20 protein-coding genes and 1 pseudogene are annotated in these 19,149 nt (G+C 62.0%); 7 read left to right on the top strand and 14 right to left on the bottom strand.

Annotated elements, in window-relative coordinates:
- The first annotated feature begins 5 nt into the window (after nt 1-5).
- The 4 genes from F3Y30_RS01730 (at nt 6) to F3Y30_RS01715 (ending at nt 4,596) form a co-directional block, all read left to right on the top strand.
- On the top strand, nt 6-884 hold the full coding sequence (locus F3Y30_RS01730; protein WP_203424865.1) for a F0F1 ATP synthase subunit gamma: 879 nt from the start codon (nt 6-8) through the stop codon (nt 882-884).
- A 26-nt stretch (nt 885-910) separates the two neighbouring features.
- The gene (gene atpD, locus F3Y30_RS01725; protein ID WP_203424864.1) at nt 911-2,437 is read left to right on the top strand and encodes a F0F1 ATP synthase subunit beta; all 1,527 of its coding nucleotides are present in this window, start codon (nt 911-913) and stop codon (nt 2,435-2,437) included.
- A 75-nt stretch (nt 2,438-2,512) separates the two neighbouring features.
- The gene (locus F3Y30_RS01720) at nt 2,513-2,920 is read left to right on the top strand and encodes a F0F1 ATP synthase subunit epsilon (RefSeq protein ID WP_203424863.1); all 408 of its coding nucleotides are present in this window, start codon (nt 2,513-2,515) and stop codon (nt 2,918-2,920) included.
- 248 nt (nt 2,921-3,168) lie between these two features.
- Entirely contained in the window at nt 3,169-4,596 is a 1,428-nt protein-coding gene (locus F3Y30_RS01715; RefSeq protein ID WP_203424862.1) for a mannose-1-phosphate guanylyltransferase/mannose-6-phosphate isomerase, read from the top strand.
- A 72-nt stretch (nt 4,597-4,668) separates the two neighbouring features.
- Here the strand turns inward: F3Y30_RS01715 and F3Y30_RS01710 are convergent, their stop codons facing one another.
- From F3Y30_RS01710 to F3Y30_RS01700, 3 genes are all read right to left on the bottom strand, one after another.
- A complete protein-coding gene (locus F3Y30_RS01710) occupies nt 4,669-5,502 on the bottom strand; it encodes a metallophosphoesterase family protein (protein ID WP_246752844.1) in 834 nt (277 codons plus the stop codon).
- Between the two features lie 48 nt (nt 5,503-5,550).
- Nucleotides 5,551-6,144, bottom strand: coding sequence for a hypothetical protein (locus F3Y30_RS01705; RefSeq protein ID WP_203424861.1), 594 nt, complete (start codon nt 6,142-6,144; stop codon nt 5,551-5,553).
- A gap of 133 nt (nt 6,145-6,277) precedes the next feature.
- The gene (locus F3Y30_RS01700; RefSeq protein ID WP_203424860.1) at nt 6,278-7,087 is read right to left on the bottom strand and encodes a DUF6030 family protein; all 810 of its coding nucleotides are present in this window, start codon (nt 7,085-7,087) and stop codon (nt 6,278-6,280) included.
- Nucleotides 7,088-7,308: 221 nt separating this feature from the next.
- Between F3Y30_RS01700 and ubiG the strand changes: the two genes are divergently transcribed.
- A complete protein-coding gene (ubiG, locus tag F3Y30_RS01695; RefSeq protein ID WP_203424859.1) occupies nt 7,309-8,055 on the top strand; it encodes a bifunctional 2-polyprenyl-6-hydroxyphenol methylase/3-demethylubiquinol 3-O-methyltransferase UbiG in 747 nt (248 codons plus the stop codon).
- Here ubiG and F3Y30_RS01690 read toward each other — a convergent pair whose 3' ends face one another.
- The 5 genes from F3Y30_RS01690 to F3Y30_RS01670 are packed head-to-tail and all read right to left on the bottom strand — an operon-like array spanning nt 8,056 to nt 11,011.
- Nucleotides 8,056-8,613: a DUF3291 domain-containing protein gene (locus tag F3Y30_RS01690; RefSeq protein ID WP_203426447.1), complete on the bottom strand. Its 558-nt coding sequence runs from the start codon at nt 8,611-8,613 to the stop codon at nt 8,056-8,058.
- 27 nt (nt 8,614-8,640) lie between these two features.
- Nucleotides 8,641-9,069: a DUF1178 family protein gene (locus F3Y30_RS01685; RefSeq protein ID WP_203424858.1), complete on the bottom strand. Its 429-nt coding sequence runs from the start codon at nt 9,067-9,069 to the stop codon at nt 8,641-8,643.
- Nucleotides 9,066-9,923 (bottom strand): carbon-nitrogen hydrolase family protein, encoded by an 858-nt coding sequence (locus F3Y30_RS01680; RefSeq protein WP_203424857.1) that lies wholly within the window; start codon nt 9,921-9,923, stop codon nt 9,066-9,068. Before F3Y30_RS01680 ends, F3Y30_RS01685 begins: the two co-directional genes overlap by 4 nt.
- An 11-nt stretch (nt 9,924-9,934) precedes the next feature.
- Nucleotides 9,935-10,192: a glutaredoxin 3 gene (gene grxC, locus F3Y30_RS01675; RefSeq protein WP_203424856.1), complete on the bottom strand. Its 258-nt coding sequence runs from the start codon at nt 10,190-10,192 to the stop codon at nt 9,935-9,937.
- 42 nt (nt 10,193-10,234) lie between these two features.
- Complete coding sequence (locus tag F3Y30_RS01670) at nt 10,235-11,011, bottom strand: ComF family protein (protein ID WP_203424855.1); 777 nt, start codon at nt 11,009-11,011, stop codon at nt 10,235-10,237.
- A 95-nt stretch (nt 11,012-11,106) separates the two neighbouring features.
- On the opposite strand from F3Y30_RS01670, the gene F3Y30_RS01665 reads away from it, so the two are divergent.
- Nucleotides 11,107-11,979 (top strand): class I SAM-dependent methyltransferase, encoded by an 873-nt coding sequence (locus tag F3Y30_RS01665; protein ID WP_203424854.1) that lies wholly within the window; start codon nt 11,107-11,109, stop codon nt 11,977-11,979.
- A gap of 13 nt (nt 11,980-11,992) precedes the next feature.
- Here the strand turns inward: F3Y30_RS01665 and F3Y30_RS01660 are convergent, their stop codons facing one another.
- The 6 genes from F3Y30_RS01660 to F3Y30_RS01635 all read right to left on the bottom strand — a co-directional run bounded on the left by F3Y30_RS01660 (nt 11,993) and on the right by F3Y30_RS01635 (nt 16,048).
- Nucleotides 11,993-12,169 carry a Flp family type IVb pilin gene (locus F3Y30_RS01660; protein ID WP_203424853.1) on the bottom strand — a complete coding sequence of 59 codons (177 nt, stop codon included), beginning with the start codon at nt 12,167-12,169 and terminating at the stop codon, nt 11,993-11,995.
- A gap of 47 nt (nt 12,170-12,216) precedes the next feature.
- On the bottom strand, nt 12,217-12,537 hold the full coding sequence (locus tag F3Y30_RS01655) for a hypothetical protein (protein WP_203424852.1): 321 nt from the start codon (nt 12,535-12,537) through the stop codon (nt 12,217-12,219).
- A 108-nt stretch (nt 12,538-12,645) separates the two neighbouring features.
- On the bottom strand, nt 12,646-13,062 hold the full coding sequence (gene mutT, locus F3Y30_RS01650) for an 8-oxo-dGTP diphosphatase MutT (RefSeq protein WP_203424851.1): 417 nt from the start codon (nt 13,060-13,062) through the stop codon (nt 12,646-12,648).
- Nucleotides 13,059-13,865, bottom strand: a complete 807-nt coding sequence (locus F3Y30_RS01645; RefSeq protein WP_246752843.1) for a GNAT family N-acetyltransferase — start codon at nt 13,863-13,865, stop codon at nt 13,059-13,061. The genes mutT and F3Y30_RS01645 overlap by 4 nt, the downstream gene beginning before the upstream one ends.
- A gap of 14 nt (nt 13,866-13,879) precedes the next feature.
- Nucleotides 13,880-15,121 (bottom strand): bifunctional glutamate N-acetyltransferase/amino-acid acetyltransferase ArgJ, encoded by a 1,242-nt coding sequence (gene argJ, locus F3Y30_RS01640; RefSeq protein WP_203424850.1) that lies wholly within the window; start codon nt 15,119-15,121, stop codon nt 13,880-13,882.
- A 51-nt stretch (nt 15,122-15,172) separates the two neighbouring features.
- Nucleotides 15,173-16,048 (bottom strand): peptidylprolyl isomerase, encoded by an 876-nt coding sequence (locus tag F3Y30_RS01635; RefSeq protein ID WP_203424849.1) that lies wholly within the window; start codon nt 16,046-16,048, stop codon nt 15,173-15,175.
- 237 nt (nt 16,049-16,285) lie between these two features.
- Here F3Y30_RS01635 and secA point away from each other — a divergent pair.
- A pseudogene (gene secA / locus F3Y30_RS01630) lies at nt 16,286-19,002 on the top strand (preprotein translocase subunit SecA).
- The last annotated feature ends 147 nt before the right edge of the window (nt 19,003-19,149 follow it).

Here is a 19,149-nt window from a genome sequence, read left to right as displayed (position 1 = left end):
AACGGATGCCTTCACTTAAGGATCTGAAAAACCGGATCGCCTCCGTCAAGGCGACGCAGAAGATCACCAAGGCGATGAAAATGGTCGCCGCGGCGAAGCTTCGGCGTGCGCAGGAGGCGGCCGAGGCCGCGCGGCCCTATTCGCAGCGCATGAGTTCTGTTCTGGCCAACATCGCTCAGGCGGTCGGCCAGGACGAGAGCGCTCCGCGCCTGATGACGGGTACCGGCAAGGACGACGTGCACCTGCTCGTCGTCTGCACGGCTGAACGCGGTCTTTGCGGCGGTTTCAACTCGCAGATCGCCCGCCTCGCCCGTGACCACACGCGCAAGCTTCTGGCGAACGGCAAGACGGTCAAGATCATCTGCGTCGGCAAGAAGGGCTTCGATATCCTTCGCCGCGAATTTGCGTCGCTGATCATTGACCGTGTCGATCTTCGCGAAGTGAAGCGCATCGGTTTCGGCAACGCGGATGTCATCGGCCGCAAGGTGATCGGGCTCTTCGAAAAGGGCGAGTTCGACGTCTGCACGCTGTTCTATTCCGAGTTCAAGTCGGTCATCGCGCAGATCCCGACGGCTCAGCAGTTGATCCCGGCATCCGCCGGCGAAGCTGTTGCGCAGGACAATGCCTCGGCGATCTACGACTACGAGCCGGATGCTGCAGCGATCCTCAGCGATCTCATCCCGCGCAACATTTCCGTTCAGATCTTCCGGGCCTTGCTCGAGAACGTCGCCGGTGAAATGGGTGCCAAGATGAGCGCCATGGACAACGCGACACGTAATGCCGGTGAGATGATCAATAAGCTGACGCTCAGCTACAACCGCCAGCGTCAGGCTCAGATCACCAAGGAACTCATCGAAATCATCTCGGGCGCTGAAGCGCTCTAAGGACCAGGACAAAGAGGGTAAGAATCATGGCTAAGGCAGCTACCCCGAAAGAAACCGCGGCGGAAAAGAAGCCCGCTGCACCGCGCAAGACGGCAACTGCTAAGGCCGCTTCCACCGTATCGTCGGTCAGCGCCAAGGGCGCAACCGGCCGCGTGACGCAGGTCATCGGCGCCGTCGTCGACGTGGCGTTCGAAGGTGGACTGCCGCTCATCCTGAACGCGCTGGAAACCGACAACCACGGCAACCGCTTGGTTCTCGAAGTCGCCCAGCACCTCGGCGAGAACACCGTCCGCACGATCGCCATGGACTCGACCGAAGGTCTCGTCCGCGGCCAGGCCGTCACCGACACCGGCGCACCGATCTCGGTACCGGTCGGCGACGAAACGCTCGGCCGTATCATGAACGTCATCGGCGAGCCCGTCGATGAAGCCGGTCCGCTGGTCACCGCTTCCAAGCGTGCGATCCACCAGGACGCTCCGGCCTACGTTGAGCAGTCCACGGAAGCACAGATCCTCGTCACCGGCATCAAGGTCGTCGACCTTCTCGCTCCGTATGCAAAGGGTGGCAAGATCGGCCTCTTCGGCGGTGCAGGCGTCGGCAAGACCGTTCTCATCATGGAACTGATCAACAACGTCGCCAAGGCGCACGGTGGTTACTCGGTGTTCGCAGGCGTGGGTGAGCGTACCCGCGAAGGCAACGACCTCTACCACGAAATGATCGAGTCCGGCGTTAACAAGCACGGCGGTGGCGAAGGCTCCAAGGCAGCCCTCGTATACGGCCAGATGAACGAGCCGCCGGGTGCACGCGCCCGCGTGGCACTGACCGGTCTGACGATCGCAGAAGACTTCCGCGACAAGGGCCAGGACGTTCTGTTCTTCGTCGACAACATCTTCCGCTTCACCCAGGCGGGTTCGGAAGTGTCGGCACTTCTCGGCCGTATTCCTTCGGCCGTGGGCTATCAGCCGACGCTCGCAACCGACATGGGCCAGATGCAGGAACGCATCACCACGACCACCAAGGGCTCGATCACCTCGGTTCAGGCGATCTACGTTCCCGCCGACGACTTGACCGACCCGGCACCGGCAACCTCGTTCGCCCACCTGGACGCAACGACGGTTCTGTCGCGTTCGATCGCTGAAAAGGGTATCTACCCGGCCGTTGACCCGCTCGACTCGACCTCGCGCATGCTCGACCCGATGATCGTCGGCGAAGAGCACTACGAAGTGTCGCGCAAGGTGCAGACGACCCTGCAGCGCTACAAGTCGCTCCAGGACATCATCGCCATCCTCGGCATGGACGAACTCTCCGAAGACGACAAGCTGGCCGTGGCCCGCGCCCGCAAGATCGAGCGCTTCCTGTCCCAGCCGTTCTTCGTCGCCGAAGTGTTCACCGGTTCCCCGGGCAAGCTGGTTGCTCTCGAAGACACGATCAAGGGCTTCAAGGGCCTCGTGAACGGCGAGTACGACCACCTGCCGGAAGCTGCCTTCTACATGGTCGGCTCCATCGAGGAAGCCGTCGAGAAGGCAAAGAAGCTGGCTGCCGAAGCCGCTTGATAAGCCAATGCCGAAAGGCGCCCGCTCGGGCGGGCGTCTTCCCAGCTCTGACCAGATCAGAAAAAGTGAATCGTTATGGCCGATAGCTTCAATCTCGAACTCGTTTCCCCTGAGCGCCTGCTCCTGTCGGCAAGCGTCAGCGAAGTCGTCATTCCGGCAACCGAGGGCGAAATGACCGTTATGGCCAATCACGCCCCGACGATGACGACGATCAAGCCCGGCGTGATCACTGTCCGTTTCGCTGACGGCACGACCGATCGGTTCGTCATTTTCGGCGGCTTTGCGGATATCCTGCCGACCGGTTGCACGGTTCTCGCGGAATCGGCGGTCCACGTGGACGAAGTCAATCGCGAAGACATTGCCAAGCGCATCGAAATCGCCCGCAACGAGCTTGCCGGCGCGACCACCGATGAACAGCGTCACGGACTGGAGAGCCATCTGGCCCAGCTGACCACGCTGCAGGGCATCGTCATTCCTGCCTGAAAGTCAGGAACAGCCTCTTGAAGCAACCCCGCCATGTGCGGGGTTTTTCTTTGCCGATTCTTCTGCGGCTTCGGCATGATTGATAGTCCGCGGCCGTGAAAATCGTCCGCACGGGACATCTTCCTTAATCAGTTTCCGGTAGATTTGCTCCACGCAGAGGGGAGTGGGCATTCGTGCATCCATCGTTCCGGGGTGGACACTCCGCCTTGCTGACCTATATCGGTTGCTGGTTTTGGGAATGAGAGTTTATGACTGACAAGATTGTACCCGTCATCATGGCCGGTGGAAAAGGCACCCGGTTGTGGCCTTTGTCTCGCGCTTCGGCACCGAAGCAGTTTCTGGAATTTCTGGGCGACAAGACGCTCTTTCAGAAGACCCTCGAAAGGGTCTCCGATCCGGCGCTTTACGAGCAGCCGATCGTCGTGACCAACGCGGATTTCCGCTTTCTTGTCGCCGAGCAGGCCAGGTCCGCGGGTGTTGAATTGAAATCGATCGTGCTCGAGCCCGTGGCGCGGAACACCGCACCGGCTCTGGCCGTGGCTGCACTCATCACGGCCGCGGCCTTCGGCGAAGATGCGATCATGCAGGTCCTTGCCTCCGATCACGAGATCACCGCCGACAGCGTCTATTTCGATTGCATTCGCAAGGCCCGCGAAGCGGCTGAGGCTGGCCGGCTCGTGACCTTCGGCATCACCCCGACGGAACCCGCTACCGGTTATGGCTACATCGAAATAGGCGATCCGCTTTCAAGCGGAGCGCATGCTGTGAAGCGGTTCGTAGAAAAGCCGGATCGCGACCGCGCCGAAGAGATGCTGGCGTCCGGCAACTATCTCTGGAACTCCGGTATGTTCATGTTGCCGGTCGGTCCGTTCCTCAAGGAGTTGCGCGTCCATGCCAGCGCGGTTGTCGAGGCAGTCGGCGATGCGCTTGCAAAAGCCGAACGGGATCTCGATTTCGAGAGGCTCGACGCGGAGGCATTTGCACGCGCACCGGACATTTCCGTGGACTACGCGGTCTTCGAGAAAACACCGATTGCCGCGGTTGTTCCCTCCCCGATCACCTGGTCGGATCTCGGCAGCTGGGACTCGGTCTGGAAGCTCGGCAAGCACGATGAACAGGGCAATGTTTCGGATGGAAGGGCGACGTTGCTCGATACGCGCAATTCCCTCGTCCTTTCGAAGGATATCCACGTCGCCGTTCAGGGGCTGGACGATCTGGCGGTCATCGCGAGCGAGGATGCCGTCTATGTCGGACGCCTGGAGGATAGCCAGAGTGTAGGCAAGATGGTCAAGCACCTCGCTGCGATCGCGGAGACCGCCAAGCTCACGGAAACGCACCGCACATCCTATCGACCCTGGGGCGGCTATACATCGGTGCTGAACGGCGACCGGTTCCAGGTCAAGCGTCTGTTCGTGACGCCAGGCAAGCGGCTCTCCCTGCAAAAGCACCACCATCGCTCGGAACACTGGATCGTCGTGCGCGGCACCGCGGAGGTGACGATCGGGACCAAGACGGTTCCGCTACGCGAAAACGAGTCTGTCTACATTCCCCAGGGCGAGGTCCATCGCCTCGCAAATCCGGGGAAGATCCTGCTCGAACTCATCGAGGTCCAGACGGGATCCTACCTCGGCGAGGACGACATCATTCGCATTGAGGATGAGTTCGGCCGCCACTAGGCAGGGAGCGACGGCAATCGCCGTCTGGCACGATGGCACCGGCGGTTGGTCGCCGGGCCCTCGGCATTGTCTTCAGAGAATATGGGCTCCGTGCGGTCCCAACCTCAGGACGGCGAGCCGCCCCGTTGCATAGCAGCAGGTATCGATGCAGATGCGGCGCTCGTCGAAGACGGGCTCCTGGGACGCGGTGTGGCCGTGGATGACCACGAGCGGAAGGCGCGGTCCTTCGGTCAGGAACGGTTCTCGGATCCAGATGAGATCCTCGTCGCTCTGCCGTTCCATGGGAACGCCGGGGCGAACGCCGGCATGGACGAAGACGACGCTGCGAACTTGGAGCGCGATGGGGAGATACTGCAGGAAGTTGACATGCTCCTGCGGGATCACCTCTTTCATCCGCAACTTCAACTCGGTCAGCCCGCCCGAGCGTCCGAAATACTGGTAGGGCTCGATGCCGTAGGAGCGCAGAGTCGCGTCCCCGCCGAAATCCAGCCAGTACATCGTGTTCGCGGGGTCGTTGATGAAGCTGAGGAACGCATCGTCGTGATTGCCGCATAGAGCGATGCGCGTAAGGCCGTCGCCATGGTTGCGGCGCGCGAGATGATCCAGAACAGCCTTCGAATTCGGCCCGCGATCCACATAGTCGCCGAGGTAGATCAGGGTCGCCTCTCGGTCGGGGGAACCGAGGTCAGCCAACACCCTCCTCTCTGCGTCGATCAATTCGTCGTAACAGCCGTGAACATCCCCGATCGCGTAGATCGGAAACGGCATGTCGTCGATCCGCAGTCTCCTGCGGCGGGTATTCTCGGGATCTGATGCAGGCACTGGGCGAACGATCCGGCTCAACAGCGATTTCATGGAACCGTCATAAGCGAGATCGCTGACGGAGGAAACAGTTTCTGCTCCCATCCGTGGTCCGTATCCAAGCCTGCAAGGGCGGCGGCTGGCGGGGCAGCTTTACCGGGCGGTGGACTCGGACGCGCAGTGCGCCTGCGCGCGGCATTCCGTGTCTGTCCATATGCCGCGCCCCTCGTTCATGCTCTGGCGCTGCGCATTCTGCAGCGATCGCGTCGCCGCCCAGGCAGCCCCCTTTGCGACGAGGATCTCGGAGAGATCCCTGCCACCAATGTAGCAGTCCACGAAGTGCGCGATCGCAACGCGATAGAGTTCCCGGCACTGCAGTGTCCGCGTGGCGATCAACCGCTTGAGGTAGAGGCGTGCCTGCTGGCCGCAGGTGAAGACCCGCTGGGCCTCGTCGTGGCAAAGCCTGCGCGGGCCAACGGCAATTCCTCCATTTAAGACGTAGATCCGCCCTTCGTGCAGGAAGGACGTGCTATCGAAGACGATAACCCGGGAGGGAATGTCGAGGCTCAACGGCAGGACTGGCCGTTCGATCTCGATCCGCTCGAATGTCTGTTTCGCCCGGTCTATCCGGACCGGCCTGTCGGTCCACAGTTGCTCGCCCGACAACAAGCCGTCGGGCAGGCCTGCACCCATGGCAGCAACCGGCAGCACGAGGCTCACCGCAACCGTTGCTGTCAACCACGGCATGCCTCGCGGCCTTCCACGTTCGGAGCGCATCGAGAAGCCGCGATGGCGGATGCTTTCCTGCAAGGCGTTCTCCGGGCGGATCTCCTACTGGAACTGCCTGATCGTGAACGCAAAACACCTTCGCCGCAAGACGTCAGCGTTTTCCGGCGGCATCATCGGGGAGGGGAAGCCAGCGGTCACGGTCGAAGTAGTCAGGAAGGTACGGATTGGCGGGGCGCTTGCGATCCGGAGTCACGAGAAAATTGAAGCGTGGCGTGTCTCCCGCTTCCCTCTTCAGCTGGATCCGGTTTCCGAACCGTACCACGTCGAACTCCTTGAGTGCCCGGATGTTGTCGAGGATCTCAGGCGCGTCGTTCCATCGAACTTCCGCCAGAAACACCTCGGTTGCCGCAATGACCGCGTCGGTGACCTGTTTCTGGCTTTCGGTATTCTCGATGTTGAGCTTTATCCTGAAGCTCGTGACGAACTCTTCCTTCGATCCGCGAATGGAAAGGAACGTCGAAGAGGGGGCGGCGCCGTCCTTTTCACCGGATGGATATTCCCGGAACGCCGAGCATTCCCAACCGCCGGTCTCGAGCAGACCTTCCTTCCATCCTGAACTGACGATCCCCCTCTTCTGGAGGTCGTCGCAGAGCGCGCGCGGGTTCCTTCGGATGGACCGGATGAACTTCGTCTCAAGGGCCCCCTGTCCCGCCATGAGGTGGTCCGGGAGTTCAACCTGAGGGCGTGGCGGTTCCTTGCGTACGGCCTGCTTCTTACGGGGCTCGACCGGCGCCTGTGCTCCCAAGAGGTCGATCGGCTCGAAGCCGAACCGGACGAGCAGGGTGTTCAGGTTGCGCAGGTTGTTGGCGGCCAGGAAAGTGGCGGTGATCGCGGCGACGATACACAGCAGCAAAACGACGAAGAAAACTTTACCAGATCTGCTCCGGGGGCGCTCCGTCATGTCCTTGAAATCCGGAAGTGGTAACTGGCCGACCGCGTCCGGTGCAACTTTCGCGGCAAAGTCCTTCCGTGGTGATAAGCTACAACAGTGGCCGCTGCAAGGACCCCCGCGCCGCGCGGAAGGGAACCGCCGGTGCGTCGAATTTGCCTGTCCTCCTCAAGGCCCTTGACATCCGTGTCCAGCCGTCCGACTTCAAACGGGCAGCAGTACAGGAAAACGCCATGAACGAGCCATCACGCACGACGATTGACCAGGCGGAAGTCGACCGCTTCTCGGCGATGGCTGCGGAATGGTGGGATCCGACGGGCAAGTTCCGTCCGCTCCACAAGTTCAATCCCGTCCGGCTCACCTACATCCGCGATCTCGTGTCGCAGCATTTCGGACGCGATCCCCGCGGCCACAGGCCGCTGGAGGGGCTGCGCGTTCTCGATATCGGTTGCGGCGGCGGACTTCTGTCGGAGCCGATAGCGCGGATGGGAGCGGATGTGATCGGAGCCGATGCGTCCGAGAAGAACATCGGTATTGCCAAGGCGCATGCGGCTGGGAGCGGAGTTGCCGTCGATTATCGGGCGGTCACGGCGGAAGCGCTCGCCGAGGCGGGCGAGACGTTCGATATCGTCCTCAACATGGAGGTCGTGGAGCATGTCGCCGATGTCGACTTCTTCCTGTCGACCTGTGCATCCATGGTGCGTCCCGGCGGCATGATGTTCGTGGCCACCATCAACCGGACGCTCAAGGCCGCGGCGCTCGCAATATTTGCGGCCGAGAACATTCTGCGCTGGCTACCGCGCGGTACGCATCAGTACGAGAAACTCGTGCGTCCAGAAGAAATCGAGCGTCCGCTTTCGGCAGCCGGTCTTACGGTCGTCGAGCGAACAGGAGTATTCTTCAGTCCGCTGTCCAATCAGTGGAACCTGTCGAAGGACATGGATGTCAACTACATGATGGTTGCCGCGCGAGCGAAGTGATCAGGCCTTCAGTGCGCGAACGTGCGAAAGCAGATCCGCCTGGCCAGGTCTGTTTGCCAGCACTTTTTCGCGCATAGCGGTCCGGTCGACGGAGTAGGGTGACCCGGTGCGATCAAAGGGCAGCTTGAACGTGAAGGCGCGGCTGCTCGCTCCATGGTCATGCAGATGTTCCAGCCGCCCGGCCCCTTCCGCCCACGTCGGCCGTTCGCCTTCCGGCACCCACCAGAGTACGAGAGGCGGCCAGGCCTGTTTCCGGTTCCACTTGCGGGCATGCTTCAGGGCATCCGCATGAACGCCGTTGTAGGAAAAGGCCATCAAGGATTCGATGTCGGTCCAGAGGGAGAGCGAGGAAGGCCCGCTCTCGAAGCCGCTCCCTTCCAGGAAGCGGGGGAACTGCTGCGGACCCCAGCATTCGAGGTCCTGTTCGTCCGGATAGGCGGAGCGTGCAACGAAACCGCTCGCGCGCGATGCCGCCTCGAAATTCGCAGCCTCGCGCAGGCGGAAGCCCTCTACCGCCGGGCTCTCATAGTCGTCGACATGGAGGCCGAAATTGTACATCGCAAGATGATACGGCCGTGACGACACTCAGTTCACGTCGTCCGGCAGAACGGGCAGGGGAGCAATCTGGATCCCTTCCTCGATCAGCGCCTTTGCCTCTTCGGCGCTCGCGCGGCCGATCAGTCCGCGTTGTTCCGTCTCTCCGTAGTGGACCTTGCGGGCTTCCTCGGGAAAGCGTTCTCCTACGTCGTCGGCGTTCGCGCGGATCGTGTCGACGATTTCGCGCAGCTTGCTCACCATTTCCTGCTGCTGCGGGTTCATGACGAGGCTGTGCTGCCCTTCCCTGCTGCGGGCGGTGGATACCGCCGGTGCCATCAGCCTTTTGGAGACAGTGGCAGAGCCGCAGGCGGGACATGTGACGAGGTGCCTTTCCTGCTGCCGGTCGAAATCGCTTCCGGAGGTGAACCAGCCCTCGAATTCGTGCCCGTGGTCACAGATCAGATCAAAACGGATCAAGCGGCAACGCCTCCTTTCGCTGGCAGCGCGATCTCCTCCACCGTGAACGGACGACCGTTCTTCAGATTGGGGATCTTCGCGCGGGCGGCGGCGACGGCGGACAGGTCTACTTCGGCGGTGATGACATCCTCGCCGGTGCCGCCTGCAGAGGCGAGAACCCGGCCCCAGGGGTCGATGATCATCGAATGACCGAACGTCTCCCGGCCGTCCTCATGCAGGCCTGCCTGAGCGGCGGCGATGACGAAGACGCCATTCTCGATCGCACGGGCTTTCAGGAGCGTTTCCCAATGGGCCTCGCCGGTCTGGCGCGTGAACGCCGCAGGCAGGGAAATGATCTCGGCACCGGCCTGTGCTTCTGCCTTGAAGAGCTCGGGGAACCGCACGTCGTAACAGATGGCGAAACCGAGCTTAGCGAACGGAAGACTAGCAACGCGTGCTGTGCTGCCGGGTGCATAGACCGAGCTTTCCCTCCAGCTCTCGCCGTTGTCGAGATCCACGTCGAACATGTGGATCTTGTCGTAACTGCATACGCGCTCTCCGCCGGGGGCGAAGAGGAAGCCGCGATTGGCGACCTTGCCGTCCGGCCGCGCGATGGCGGTGGATCCGATATGCAGGAAGATCCCGAGGTCGCGGGCGAGCAATGCCGCCCGGCGCACGACAATGTCTTCCTCTTCCGGCTTCAATATGGCCTGGAGCCCGGCGCGATTCTTCTGGATCGCCCCGGTCATTTCCGGAGTCTGTACATAGACCGCCCCCGCCGCTGCAGCGCTTTCGACGAGACGTGCCAGCGTCGCGACGTTCTTCTCAGGGTCAACCCCGGAGCACATCTGGATGGCGGCGATCTTGACGGTCATCGACAGTCTCCTCAGGCGGCCAGCAACGGATCGAGCTTGCCCTCGCGATCGAGCGCATGCAGGTCGTCGCAGCCACCAATATGTTCCTCGCCGATGAAGATCTGCGGGAAGGTGCTCCTGCCATTCGCCTTGCGGATCATCTCCTGGCGTAGTTCCTGGGAGTGGGTCGCGTCATGTTCCTCGAACGGAACGCCCTTGTTCTCGAGGAGTTTCTTCGCCGCACTGCAATAGCCGCAGAACTGTCGCGTATAGATTACCACCGGTGCCATAAAACACATGCTCCATCAGTTTGCGCGGCTCGCGCTTGATCTTCATATAGGTTCTGCCATGGCCCTTGCAAAGGTCAAAACCACAACCTCGCGGGCGCCCGCACGCTTGAGAACACGGCTAATGGACGAAACGGTGGCACCGGTCGTGTAGACATCGTCGACAAGCACGATGCGCTTGCCCGCAAGCGAGATCCGGCCTGTTTCCGTCACCGCGAAGGCGCCGCGGACGTTGTCTTCGCGGGCGCGCGCGCCAAGACCTACCTGTCGCCGGGTCCGCCGGGTCCGCTTGATGGCATCGACGATAACGGGCTTGCCGGAGATGCGGCCGATCGCGCGGGCAAGTTCGGCCGACTGGTTGAACTTGCGCCAAAGCAGGCGCGTGCGGTGGAGGGGCACGGGCACGATCGCATCGCATGTATCGAGCGCACCGTCGGCCGCCCTTACCATCCACCGCGCCATGATGCGGGCCAGATCGGTCCGGTCGCGGTATTTCAAGGCGTGCACGAGCCCTCTGGCCAGCTCGTCGTGCAGGGCGGCAGAGCGAAGGCGGTCAAAGGGCGGCGGGTTAGCAATCGCCTCTGCACTCAGTATCTCCCGCCCGAGGTCGTGGGAAAAGGGTAGCCCCAGGACCTCGCAATAGGGGCGCTCGATGAAGCGGACGGCGGACCAGCAGCGACCGCAGATGCCCTGGTCCCGCTCGAGCAAGACACCGCAGCCGAAGCAGGAGGGCGGATAGGCGAAGTCGACCGCCGCACCCGCCACAGTGGTCAGGGCGGAAACGACACGTCCGCGCAATCTGCTCGTCAGTCTTTGCGACATCAGGTTGACTTTACTATCTGTGTGCGGCCAAAGCGGTGCGAAGATGGCGGGCAACAGGGACCCGCAGCAGAAACTTAGCGGATTGGACGACAGCCGTGGAGACACTTTTTGACCAGGCTCTCATCGAGAGGAACCGTGTTCGGGCGCTTTCGAGCCCGGACCGCGCAGATTTTCTGCTCGATATCGCGGCGCGCGAACTTGCGGAGCGCCTGAGTGTCGTCGAGCGCCACTTCGAGCACGCGGCCGAACTGCACGGTTACACGGGAACCACGGCAAAGGCGCTTGCCGCCACCGGCAAGGTCGGCTCGATCGAACGGATCGAGACGGATCAGCGCTTTGCAGACGATGGTGCCACGGTGACCGTTTCATCCCTCGAAATCGTCCCGCTGGATCCGCAATCGGTGAACCTCATCGTCTCGCCGCTGTCGCTCCACCTTACCGGCGATACTCCGGGAGTTTTCGTGCAGATACGCCGCGCGCTTGCGCCGGACGGCCTGTTCCTTGCCGCCATCCCGGGAAGCGAGACGCTGAAGGAGTTGCGCGATGTCCTGCTGGCGGCGGAAAGCGAGGTTGCGGGCGGTGCAAGTCCGCGGGTCATTCCGTTCCCGGACGTCCGGGAAGTGGGTGCGCTGCTTCAGCGGGGCGGCTTCGCGTTGCCGGTTACCGACAAGGAGACCTATACGGTCCGCTACGACTCGATTTTCCCGCTGATGAAGGACCTGCGGGCAATGGGCATGGCCAATCCGCTGGCGGCGCGCAGTCGCAGGCCGCTTTCGCGGACGGTGTTCCTGCGTGCGGCCGAACTTTACGCCGAGCGCCACTCGGACCCGGACGGGCGCATCCGTGCGACCTTCTCGATCATATACGCCTCCGGCTGGGCTCCGCACGAAAGCCAGCAAAAGCCATTGAAGCCGGGTTCCGCCAAGGTCCGGCTTGCAGATGCGCTGAAAGGCATCCCTGAGAGCTAGGCGTCGCCGATCGTCAGCCCGCTTCGTTGATGCTCGTGTCGATGGTCATGAACACGTTGTTGAGCGAGTCGCTGAACGCGGTGAGGCCGGACAAAAGGCCGATCGCGATAAGTGCCGCAAGGAGGCCATATTCGACAGCCGTTGCCCCGCGCTCGTCTTTCAGAAATGGCTTAATAAAATTCTCTATCATTTCCATTCCTCTTTCGGACCGTCTGGCCGGGCCGGATTGCGAAACGTTCAGCAGCCGCTGCTGGACCCTTCACCGTTGATGATGCAGACCGCGCCCGGCATTTCCTGCAGGACGCTGCGGCGTACGGTATAACGCTTCCCGGTGCCCTCGGACGGAATCGAACCCGTCTTGATCATGTCGAACTGGTCGGGCGTATTGGCCATCATCCTTGGGCTCGTCTTCGAAGAGAGAACGGGCGTCAGGACAAGGGCGAGCGCGATCACGGCAGTGCCGAACAGCAGTGCAAGGTTCAGGACGCCGGTCCGAGTGGATCCGGCAGGCGTCAGGTCCTTGTCCTGGACCGCGTTCCAGAAATCTTCGTCACGCATCAACAATCTCTCGCACACGCACACTTGTTTTCGAGAGAGATTATTTGCCCCAGGGGTATAAACGATCGATTAACGAAGCATGCAAATCCTAAGGTTGCGGCAGGAATATCACAGCAAATCGATGAGGAAAGGGATAAGCGGCTCGTCCGCCGGCGGCATGGGGTAATCCCTGAGATCGCGGGGCCGCACCCATTTGAGCGCCTGTCCCTCACGCCCGACGGCGATGCCTTCGTAGCGTCGGCAGATGTAGAGCGGCATCAGCAGGTGAAAGTCGTCATAGGTGTGGCTCGCGAACGTCAGCGGCGCGAGGCACGCGACCTTGGTGTGGATACCAAGCTCCTCGTCGAGTTCCCGTATCAGCGTCTCCTCGGGCGTTTCGCCCTTCTCGACCTTTCCACCCGGAAACTCCCAGAGACCCGCCAGCGATTTGCCTTCGGGGCGTTGCGCAAGCAGGATGCGACCGTCGGTGTCGACGAGCGCGCAGGCGGCCACGAGCAGGATGGGGTGCTGGCGCGTATCGCTCATGGGTTTTCCGGTCCTCGGTAGGCATACCGGTAGACTTCACGGAATCCGGTTTTGCGGTACAGCGCAAGTCCGGCTGCATTGTCGGCTTCGACCTGCACCCAGGCACGCCGCGCGCCGCGGATCTTAGCCCAGCGGATCGACGCGCCGAGAATGTCGGTGCCGATACCCTGACCCTGTCTTTCCGCCTTGACGCCAAGCTGGAGGATGCCGGCAAGGTCATTGTCCTGCACAGCGAGCGAGACCGCCACGGGGCCGAAATTCCGTTCCTCGAAGATGAAGAGACCGGCCGGCGGCTTGATCGCGTTGATGATCTCGGTCAGCCCCGGCTTCAGCATCGGGTCCTCGTTGCAGACACGTATGCGGGCGTCGACGAACCGACCGACGTCGCGGCTCGGAAGATGATCGACGCCATCGGCGCTTTCCGTCACCGTCACGTCCGCCATCATGACGATCGTCTCCCCGAACGTGCTCCAGCCCGCCTCGTCCATGTGGGCGACGAGCTGCTTCGGCGTCAGCGGCGTCTGGCGCACCAGTAGCGGGCGTCCGTAGTCGGAAAAGCGCTTCGCCGCCTTCTCCAGACGGATCGGGATATCGCCGTAGTCAGCGGGATCGAGTGGGTTGACCGAATTCAGCCTCTTCGAGGGATGACCGGCAGTCAGGCGGATGAGCCAGCTGCCGTCATAGATGACCGACGCTGCTGGCCATGCCCTGAAGCCGACCGCTTCGAGCCGGCGCACGTTCGGCAGATCAGACATGGCACTCACTTCCGTGTTGCGAGCATCGAAGGAGGGCGGCGGGGACATTCCTGCTCCCATGGTCAACTGCGGTAGTCGCCATTGATTTCGACATACTCCTTGGTGAGATCACAGGTCCATACCGTCGCACGTCCGGTGCCCAATCCGATTTCGGCGCGAATGCTGATGTCCTGTTCCTTCATTACTGCACTCGCGGCTGCTTCCGAGTAGGCGGGATCGCGCTCTCCGTCGACGGCGACGCGCACGTCTCCGAACCATATTGCCAGTCGATCGCGGTCGGCCATCTCGCCGGACTTGCCGACTGCCATCACCACGCGTCCCCAGTTGGCGTCTTCGCCCGCGACCGCGGTTTTGACGAGAGGCGAGTTGGCGATCGACAGCGCAATGCGCTTTGCCGCCGCGTCGTGTTCTGCACCCTCTACCGTCACGGCGACCATCTTGCGCGCACCCTCGCCATCCCGCACGACCTGAAGCGCCAGATCCCGGAGAAGGTCATTGAGGGCGGAGCGAAAACCTGCCAGCGCGGTATCGTTGGCGCCGGCGACCGGCTTCTGGCCATCACCTGCTGCCGCTCCCGTTGCAAAGAGCATGAGCGTATCGGATGTGGAGGTGTCGCTGTCGACCGTCACCGAATTGAATGTAGGTTCCACCGCTTCGGAAAGCAGGGCCTGGAGTACGGGAGCGGGTATGTCGGCGTCGGTGACGACGAAGGACAGCATCGTCGCCATGTCCGGGGCAATCATGCCTGCGCCCTTCGCGATCCCGTTGATGCGGACATCCACGTCGCCGATCTTCGCGACGCGCGTCGCCACCTTGGGATAGGTGTCCGTCGTCATGATCGCCTTGGCGGCCTCGAACCAGAAATCACCCGTCGCCGAGACGACGAGCTCATCGAGAACGCCTGCGAACTTGGTCGCGTCGAGCGGTTCGCCGATCACCCCGGTGGAAGCGAGGAAGATTTCACCCTCGCTGCAACCGGTGGCTCGGGCCGCTGCCTGTGCGGTGAGCGCGGTGGATTCGCGTCCCTTCTTGCCGGTGAAGGCATTGGCATTGCCGGAGTTGACGACCACGGCGCGCGCTGTGCCGCCGGGCAGGTTCGCACGGCAGAAATCGACAGGCGCGGACGGGCACTTGGAGCGGGTGAAGACGCCTGCCACAGTGGCGGGTTCGTCGAACACCATCATCAGCACGTCCGTGCGGTTCTTGTACTTGATGCCCGCGGCGGCAGTCGCCATGCGAACTCCGCGGATGGCGGGCATTTCGGCAAAGGTTTTCGGGGCGAGGGGGGAAACGGTACCGGACATGGAGAAACCCTGAGCAAAAAGGGGCCCGGACATGCCGGGCCCCGATTGATCCTACTGCTGCTGCGGCTTCTGATCGGCCTGCTGCTTGTTGACCTCTTCATAGGCCTTCTTCAGGGCCGGATCCTCGATCTCGACGGTCGATTCAGCCTTGGCGTCTTCCAGGAGCTTAACGTACTTGTCGCGCATGACGAGCTGGCGAACCTGATCCTGCACCTGCTCGAGAGTAGGCGGCGCCTGCTTGCGCTTGTCCTCGACCTTGATGACGTGGAAGCCGAACTGCGTCTGCACCGGCTCCTTGGAGTAGGTACCCTTTTCGAGCGCGAAGGCTGCCGTTTCAAATTCCGGGACCATGCGGCCCTTCGTGAAATAGCCGAGATCGCCGCCTTCGGACTTGTTCGGATCCGTCGACTTCTCCTTGGCGAGTTCGACGAAGTCCTTGCCGCCATCAAGCGCCACGATGACGTCCTTGGCTTCCTGCTGGGTTTTCACCAGGATGTGGCGCGCGTGCACCTCTTCCTGCGGTTCGATCGCAGCGATTTCCTTCTCGTAGCGGGCCTTCACCTCTTCCGGCGTGACGGAATCGACCACATGCTTCTTGAAGTAGGCATTGTGGAGCTCGCGGTCGGTGAGGTAGGCGACGCGCTGCTTGAAAGTCTCGTCGTTCTGCAGGCCTTCCTTGTTGGCGTCGGCGGCGAGCAGCTTGACGTCGATGATGGCGGAAAGTGCGGCGACGCGCTTCTGCTCCTCGGGGAGGTTGGCGAGCTGCGGATCGAGGCCCGTCATAGCAAGGGTCAGTTCCGACTGATGGACTTCGACGCCACCGACCTTGGCCACGACCGGGTCTGCTGCATCCTGCGCGAAGGCAGCGCCGTGATAGGCGGAGATCGCCAGAATAGCGACCGCTGCAAACTTGCTGTGCTTGAACATACTCAAAAGACCTTTCACATCCACGCCGAAATCCCATCGATTCCGGGTTCCATTCGGCTCCACAACACCACAATGTGGCGGTTCTGCAACCGACTGCGCCGTTGACATCATTCGACCCCCCTCTTATCTGTCACGCAATCTCGCGTCCAGAACAGTTTCCGGGCGTTTCACGGCTTTGCGCGCATTTTACCCTGCCGGACAACCCTTTGCCGGTGCACAATAGAAAGGACCATCCTGATGGTCAGTCTTGGCGGTCTCGCCCGTAAACTGTTTGGGTCGTCGAACGAGCGACGAATCCGCTCCTACCAGCCGAAGGTAGATGCCATAAACGCGCTCGAGGGCGAGATGAAGGCTCTCACCGACGAGCAGCTCGCAGCCAAGACGGTGGAATTCCGCGCGCAGCTGGCGGCCGGAAAGACCCTGGACGATCTGCTCGTGCCGGCGTTTGCGGTCGCACGCGAGGCGGCACGCCGGGTGCTCGGCCTCCGCCCCTTCGACGTCCAGCTGGTTGGCGGCATGATCCTTCACGAGAAGTCGATCGCCGAAATGAAGACCGGCGAAGGCAAGACGCTCGTGGCGACACTGCCCGTCTATCTGAACGCCCTTGCCGGAAACGGCGTTCACGTGGTTACCGTGAACGACTATCTGGCCACGCGCGACTCCGCGATGATGGGCAGGGTCTACGGCTTTCTCGGCATGACGACGGGCGTCATCGTGCATGGTCTCGATGATGACCAGCGCCGCGCCGCCTATGCCTGCGACGTGACGTACGCGACCAACAACGAACTCGGCTTCGACTATCTGCGCGACAATATGAAGTATGATCGCGGCCAGATGGTCCAGCGTGGCCACTTCTTCGCAATTGTGGACGAAGTCGACTCCATTCTCGTGGACGAGGCCCGCACGCCGCTTATCATTTCCGGACCGCTCGACGACCGATCCGATCTCTACATCACGATCGACGCCTTCATTCCCATGCTGGACGAGGCCGACTACGAGATCGACGAGAAGCAGCGCTCCGCGAACTTCTCCGAAATCGGGACGGAGAAACTCGAAGGGCTGCTGCGCGCGGCAAACCTGCTCAAGGGCGAGTCGCTCTATGACGTCGAGAACGTGGCCATCGTCCATCACATCAACAATGCGCTGAAGGCCCACAAGCTGTTCACCCGCGACAAGGACTACATCGTCCGCAACGACGAAATCGTCATCATCGACGAGTTCACCGGTCGCATGATGCCGGGACGGCGCTACTCGGAAGGCCAGCACCAGGCGCTGGAGGCCAAGGAAAAGGTCCAGATCCAGCCGGAAAACCAGACGCTCGCCTCGGTCACCTTCCAGAACTACTTCCGCATGTACTCGAAGCTTGGCGGCATGACGGGTACCGCGTCGACCGAGGCCGAGGAATTCGGCAACATCTACGGTCTCGATGTGGTCGAGGTCCCGACCAACCTGCCGATCAAGCGCATCGACGAGGACGACGAGGTCTACCGGACCGCCGAGGAAAAATACAAGGCGATCATCGCCGAGATCAAGGATTGCCGCGAGCGCGGACAGCCGATCCTTGTCGGCACCACCTCGATCGAGAAGTCGGAACTGCTTGCGGAGATGCTGAAGCGCTCCGGATTCAGCGGCTTCCAGGTGCTGAATGCGCGCTACCACGAGCAGGAAGCCTATATCGTTTCCCAGGCCGGAGTACCGGGTGCCGTGACCATTGCGACCAACATGGCGGGCCGCGGCACGGACATCCAGCTCGGCGGCAACCTCGAAATGCGCCTCGAACGGGAACTGGCGGAGATCGAGCCGGGTGCCGAGCGCGACGCCAAGCGGAGCAGCATCATCGAGGAGGTCAAGAAGCTCAAGGAGCAGGCGCTTGCCGCCGGGGCCTCTATGTCCTTGCGACGGAGCGTCACGAGAGCCGCCGCATCGACAACCAACTGCGTGGCCGTTCGGGCCGCCAGGGCGACCCCGGACGGTCGAAGTTCTTCCTGTCCCTTCAGGACGACCTGATGCGGATTTTCGGTTCCGATCGCATGGACAGCATGCTCCAGAAGCTCGGCCTCAAGGAAGGCGAGGCGATTGTTCATCCGTGGATCAACAAGGCGCTCGAGCGCGCACAGAAGAAGGTCGAGGCGAGGAACTTCGATATCCGCAAGAACCTTCTGAAGTACGACGACGTGCTCAATGACCAGCGCAAGGTCATCTTCGAGCAGCGGCTCGAGCTGATGGAAGCGGAAAACATCTCCGAAACCGTCGACGACATGCGCAACGAGGTCATCGAAAATCTCGTCAAGATGCACATACCCGAGCGGGCCTACGCCGAGCAGTGGGACATCGCCGGCCTCAAGGCAGGCGTTGCCCAGCATCTCAATCTCGACCTGCCCCTCGAAGCGTGGGCAGCCGAGGAAGGCATCGACGAGAGCGATATTCTCGGACGGATCACGAAGGCTGCGGACGAGGCTGCGGCCGACCGTGCCCAGCGCTTCGGCCCAGAAATCATGAACTATGTCGAGCGTTCGGTCGTGCTGCAGACGCTCGATCACCTCTGGCGCGAGCACATCGTAAACCTCGATCACCTGCGTTCGGTCATCGGGTTCCGCGGCTACGCGCAGCGCGACCCGCTGCAGGAATACAAGTCGGAGGCTTTCGAACTCTTCCAGGCGCTTCTCGCAAACCTTCGCCAGACCGTCACGGGTCAGATGATGAGGGTGGAACTGGTCCGCGAGGCCGCCGAGGCTCCTGCTCCGGCACTTCCGCAGATGGAGGGTCACCACATCGACGGCACGACGGGCGAAGACGACTTCCACGAGGGTGGCTTCATGGCCACCGCCGTCGCCCCCGAGGACCGCAACCCACAGGATCCGGCATCCTGGGGCAGGGTATCGCGCAACGAGCCGTGCCCGTGCGGTTCCGGCAAGAAGTACAAGCATTGCCACGGTGCCTTCGAGCAGGTCTGACGGCCAGTCAACTATGCCACCGAAATTCCAGCGGCCCGGGATCGACCAAGATCCCGGGCCGTTCGGTTTGACCGGGCCGTGCGCGAGCAGTCACTTGCCGGGGATGCCCTGACATCCGGCGGGCGGCCAACTCCTCATGCAACCGTA

The sequence above is a fragment of the Sinorhizobium sp. BG8 genome, from assembly GCF_016864555.1.
GTDB lineage: Bacteria > Pseudomonadota > Alphaproteobacteria > Rhizobiales > Rhizobiaceae > BG8.
Note: the sequence above shows the minus strand (reverse complement) of the source record. Positions and strands in the feature narration are given on the sequence as shown.

Bases quoted from the DNA above. Each gene is read 5' to 3' on its own strand.
- F3Y30_RS01730 (WP_203424865.1), top strand. From the start codon at position 6: ATGCCTTCACTTAAGGATCTGAAAAACCGGATCGCCTCCGTCAAGGCG.
- atpD (WP_203424864.1), top strand. From the start codon at position 911: ATGGCTAAGGCAGCTACCCCGAAAGAAACCGCGGCGGAAAAGAAGCCC.
- F3Y30_RS01720 (WP_203424863.1), top strand. From the start codon at position 2,513: ATGGCCGATAGCTTCAATCTCGAACTCGTTTCCCCTGAGCGCCTGCTC.
- F3Y30_RS01715 (WP_203424862.1), top strand. From the start codon at position 3,169: ATGACTGACAAGATTGTACCCGTCATCATGGCCGGTGGAAAAGGCACC.
- F3Y30_RS01710 (WP_246752844.1), bottom strand. From the start codon at position 5,502: ATGGGAGCAGAAACTGTTTCCTCCGTCAGCGATCTCGCTTATGACGGT.
- F3Y30_RS01705 (WP_203424861.1), bottom strand. From the start codon at position 6,144: ATGCCGTGGTTGACAGCAACGGTTGCGGTGAGCCTCGTGCTGCCGGTT.
- F3Y30_RS01700 (WP_203424860.1), bottom strand. From the start codon at position 7,087: ATGACGGAGCGCCCCCGGAGCAGATCTGGTAAAGTTTTCTTCGTCGTT.
- ubiG (WP_203424859.1), top strand. From the start codon at position 7,309: ATGAACGAGCCATCACGCACGACGATTGACCAGGCGGAAGTCGACCGC.
- F3Y30_RS01690 (WP_203426447.1), bottom strand. From the start codon at position 8,613: ATGTACAATTTCGGCCTCCATGTCGACGACTATGAGAGCCCGGCGGTA.
- F3Y30_RS01680 (WP_203424857.1), bottom strand. From the start codon at position 9,923: ATGACCGTCAAGATCGCCGCCATCCAGATGTGCTCCGGGGTTGACCCT.
- grxC (WP_203424856.1), bottom strand. From the start codon at position 10,192: ATGGCACCGGTGGTAATCTATACGCGACAGTTCTGCGGCTATTGCAGT.
- F3Y30_RS01670 (WP_203424855.1), bottom strand. From the start codon at position 11,011: ATGTCGCAAAGACTGACGAGCAGATTGCGCGGACGTGTCGTTTCCGCC.
- F3Y30_RS01660 (WP_203424853.1), bottom strand. From the start codon at position 12,169: ATGATAGAGAATTTTATTAAGCCATTTCTGAAAGACGAGCGCGGGGCA.
- F3Y30_RS01655 (WP_203424852.1), bottom strand. From the start codon at position 12,537: ATGCGTGACGAAGATTTCTGGAACGCGGTCCAGGACAAGGACCTGACG.
- mutT (WP_203424851.1), bottom strand. From the start codon at position 13,062: ATGAGCGATACGCGCCAGCACCCCATCCTGCTCGTGGCCGCCTGCGCG.
- F3Y30_RS01645 (WP_246752843.1), bottom strand. From the start codon at position 13,865: ATGTCCCCGCCGCCCTCCTTCGATGCTCGCAACACGGAAGTGAGTGCC.
- argJ (WP_203424850.1), bottom strand. From the start codon at position 15,121: ATGTCCGGTACCGTTTCCCCCCTCGCCCCGAAAACCTTTGCCGAAATG.
- F3Y30_RS01635 (WP_203424849.1), bottom strand. From the start codon at position 16,048: ATGTTCAAGCACAGCAAGTTTGCAGCGGTCGCTATTCTGGCGATCTCC.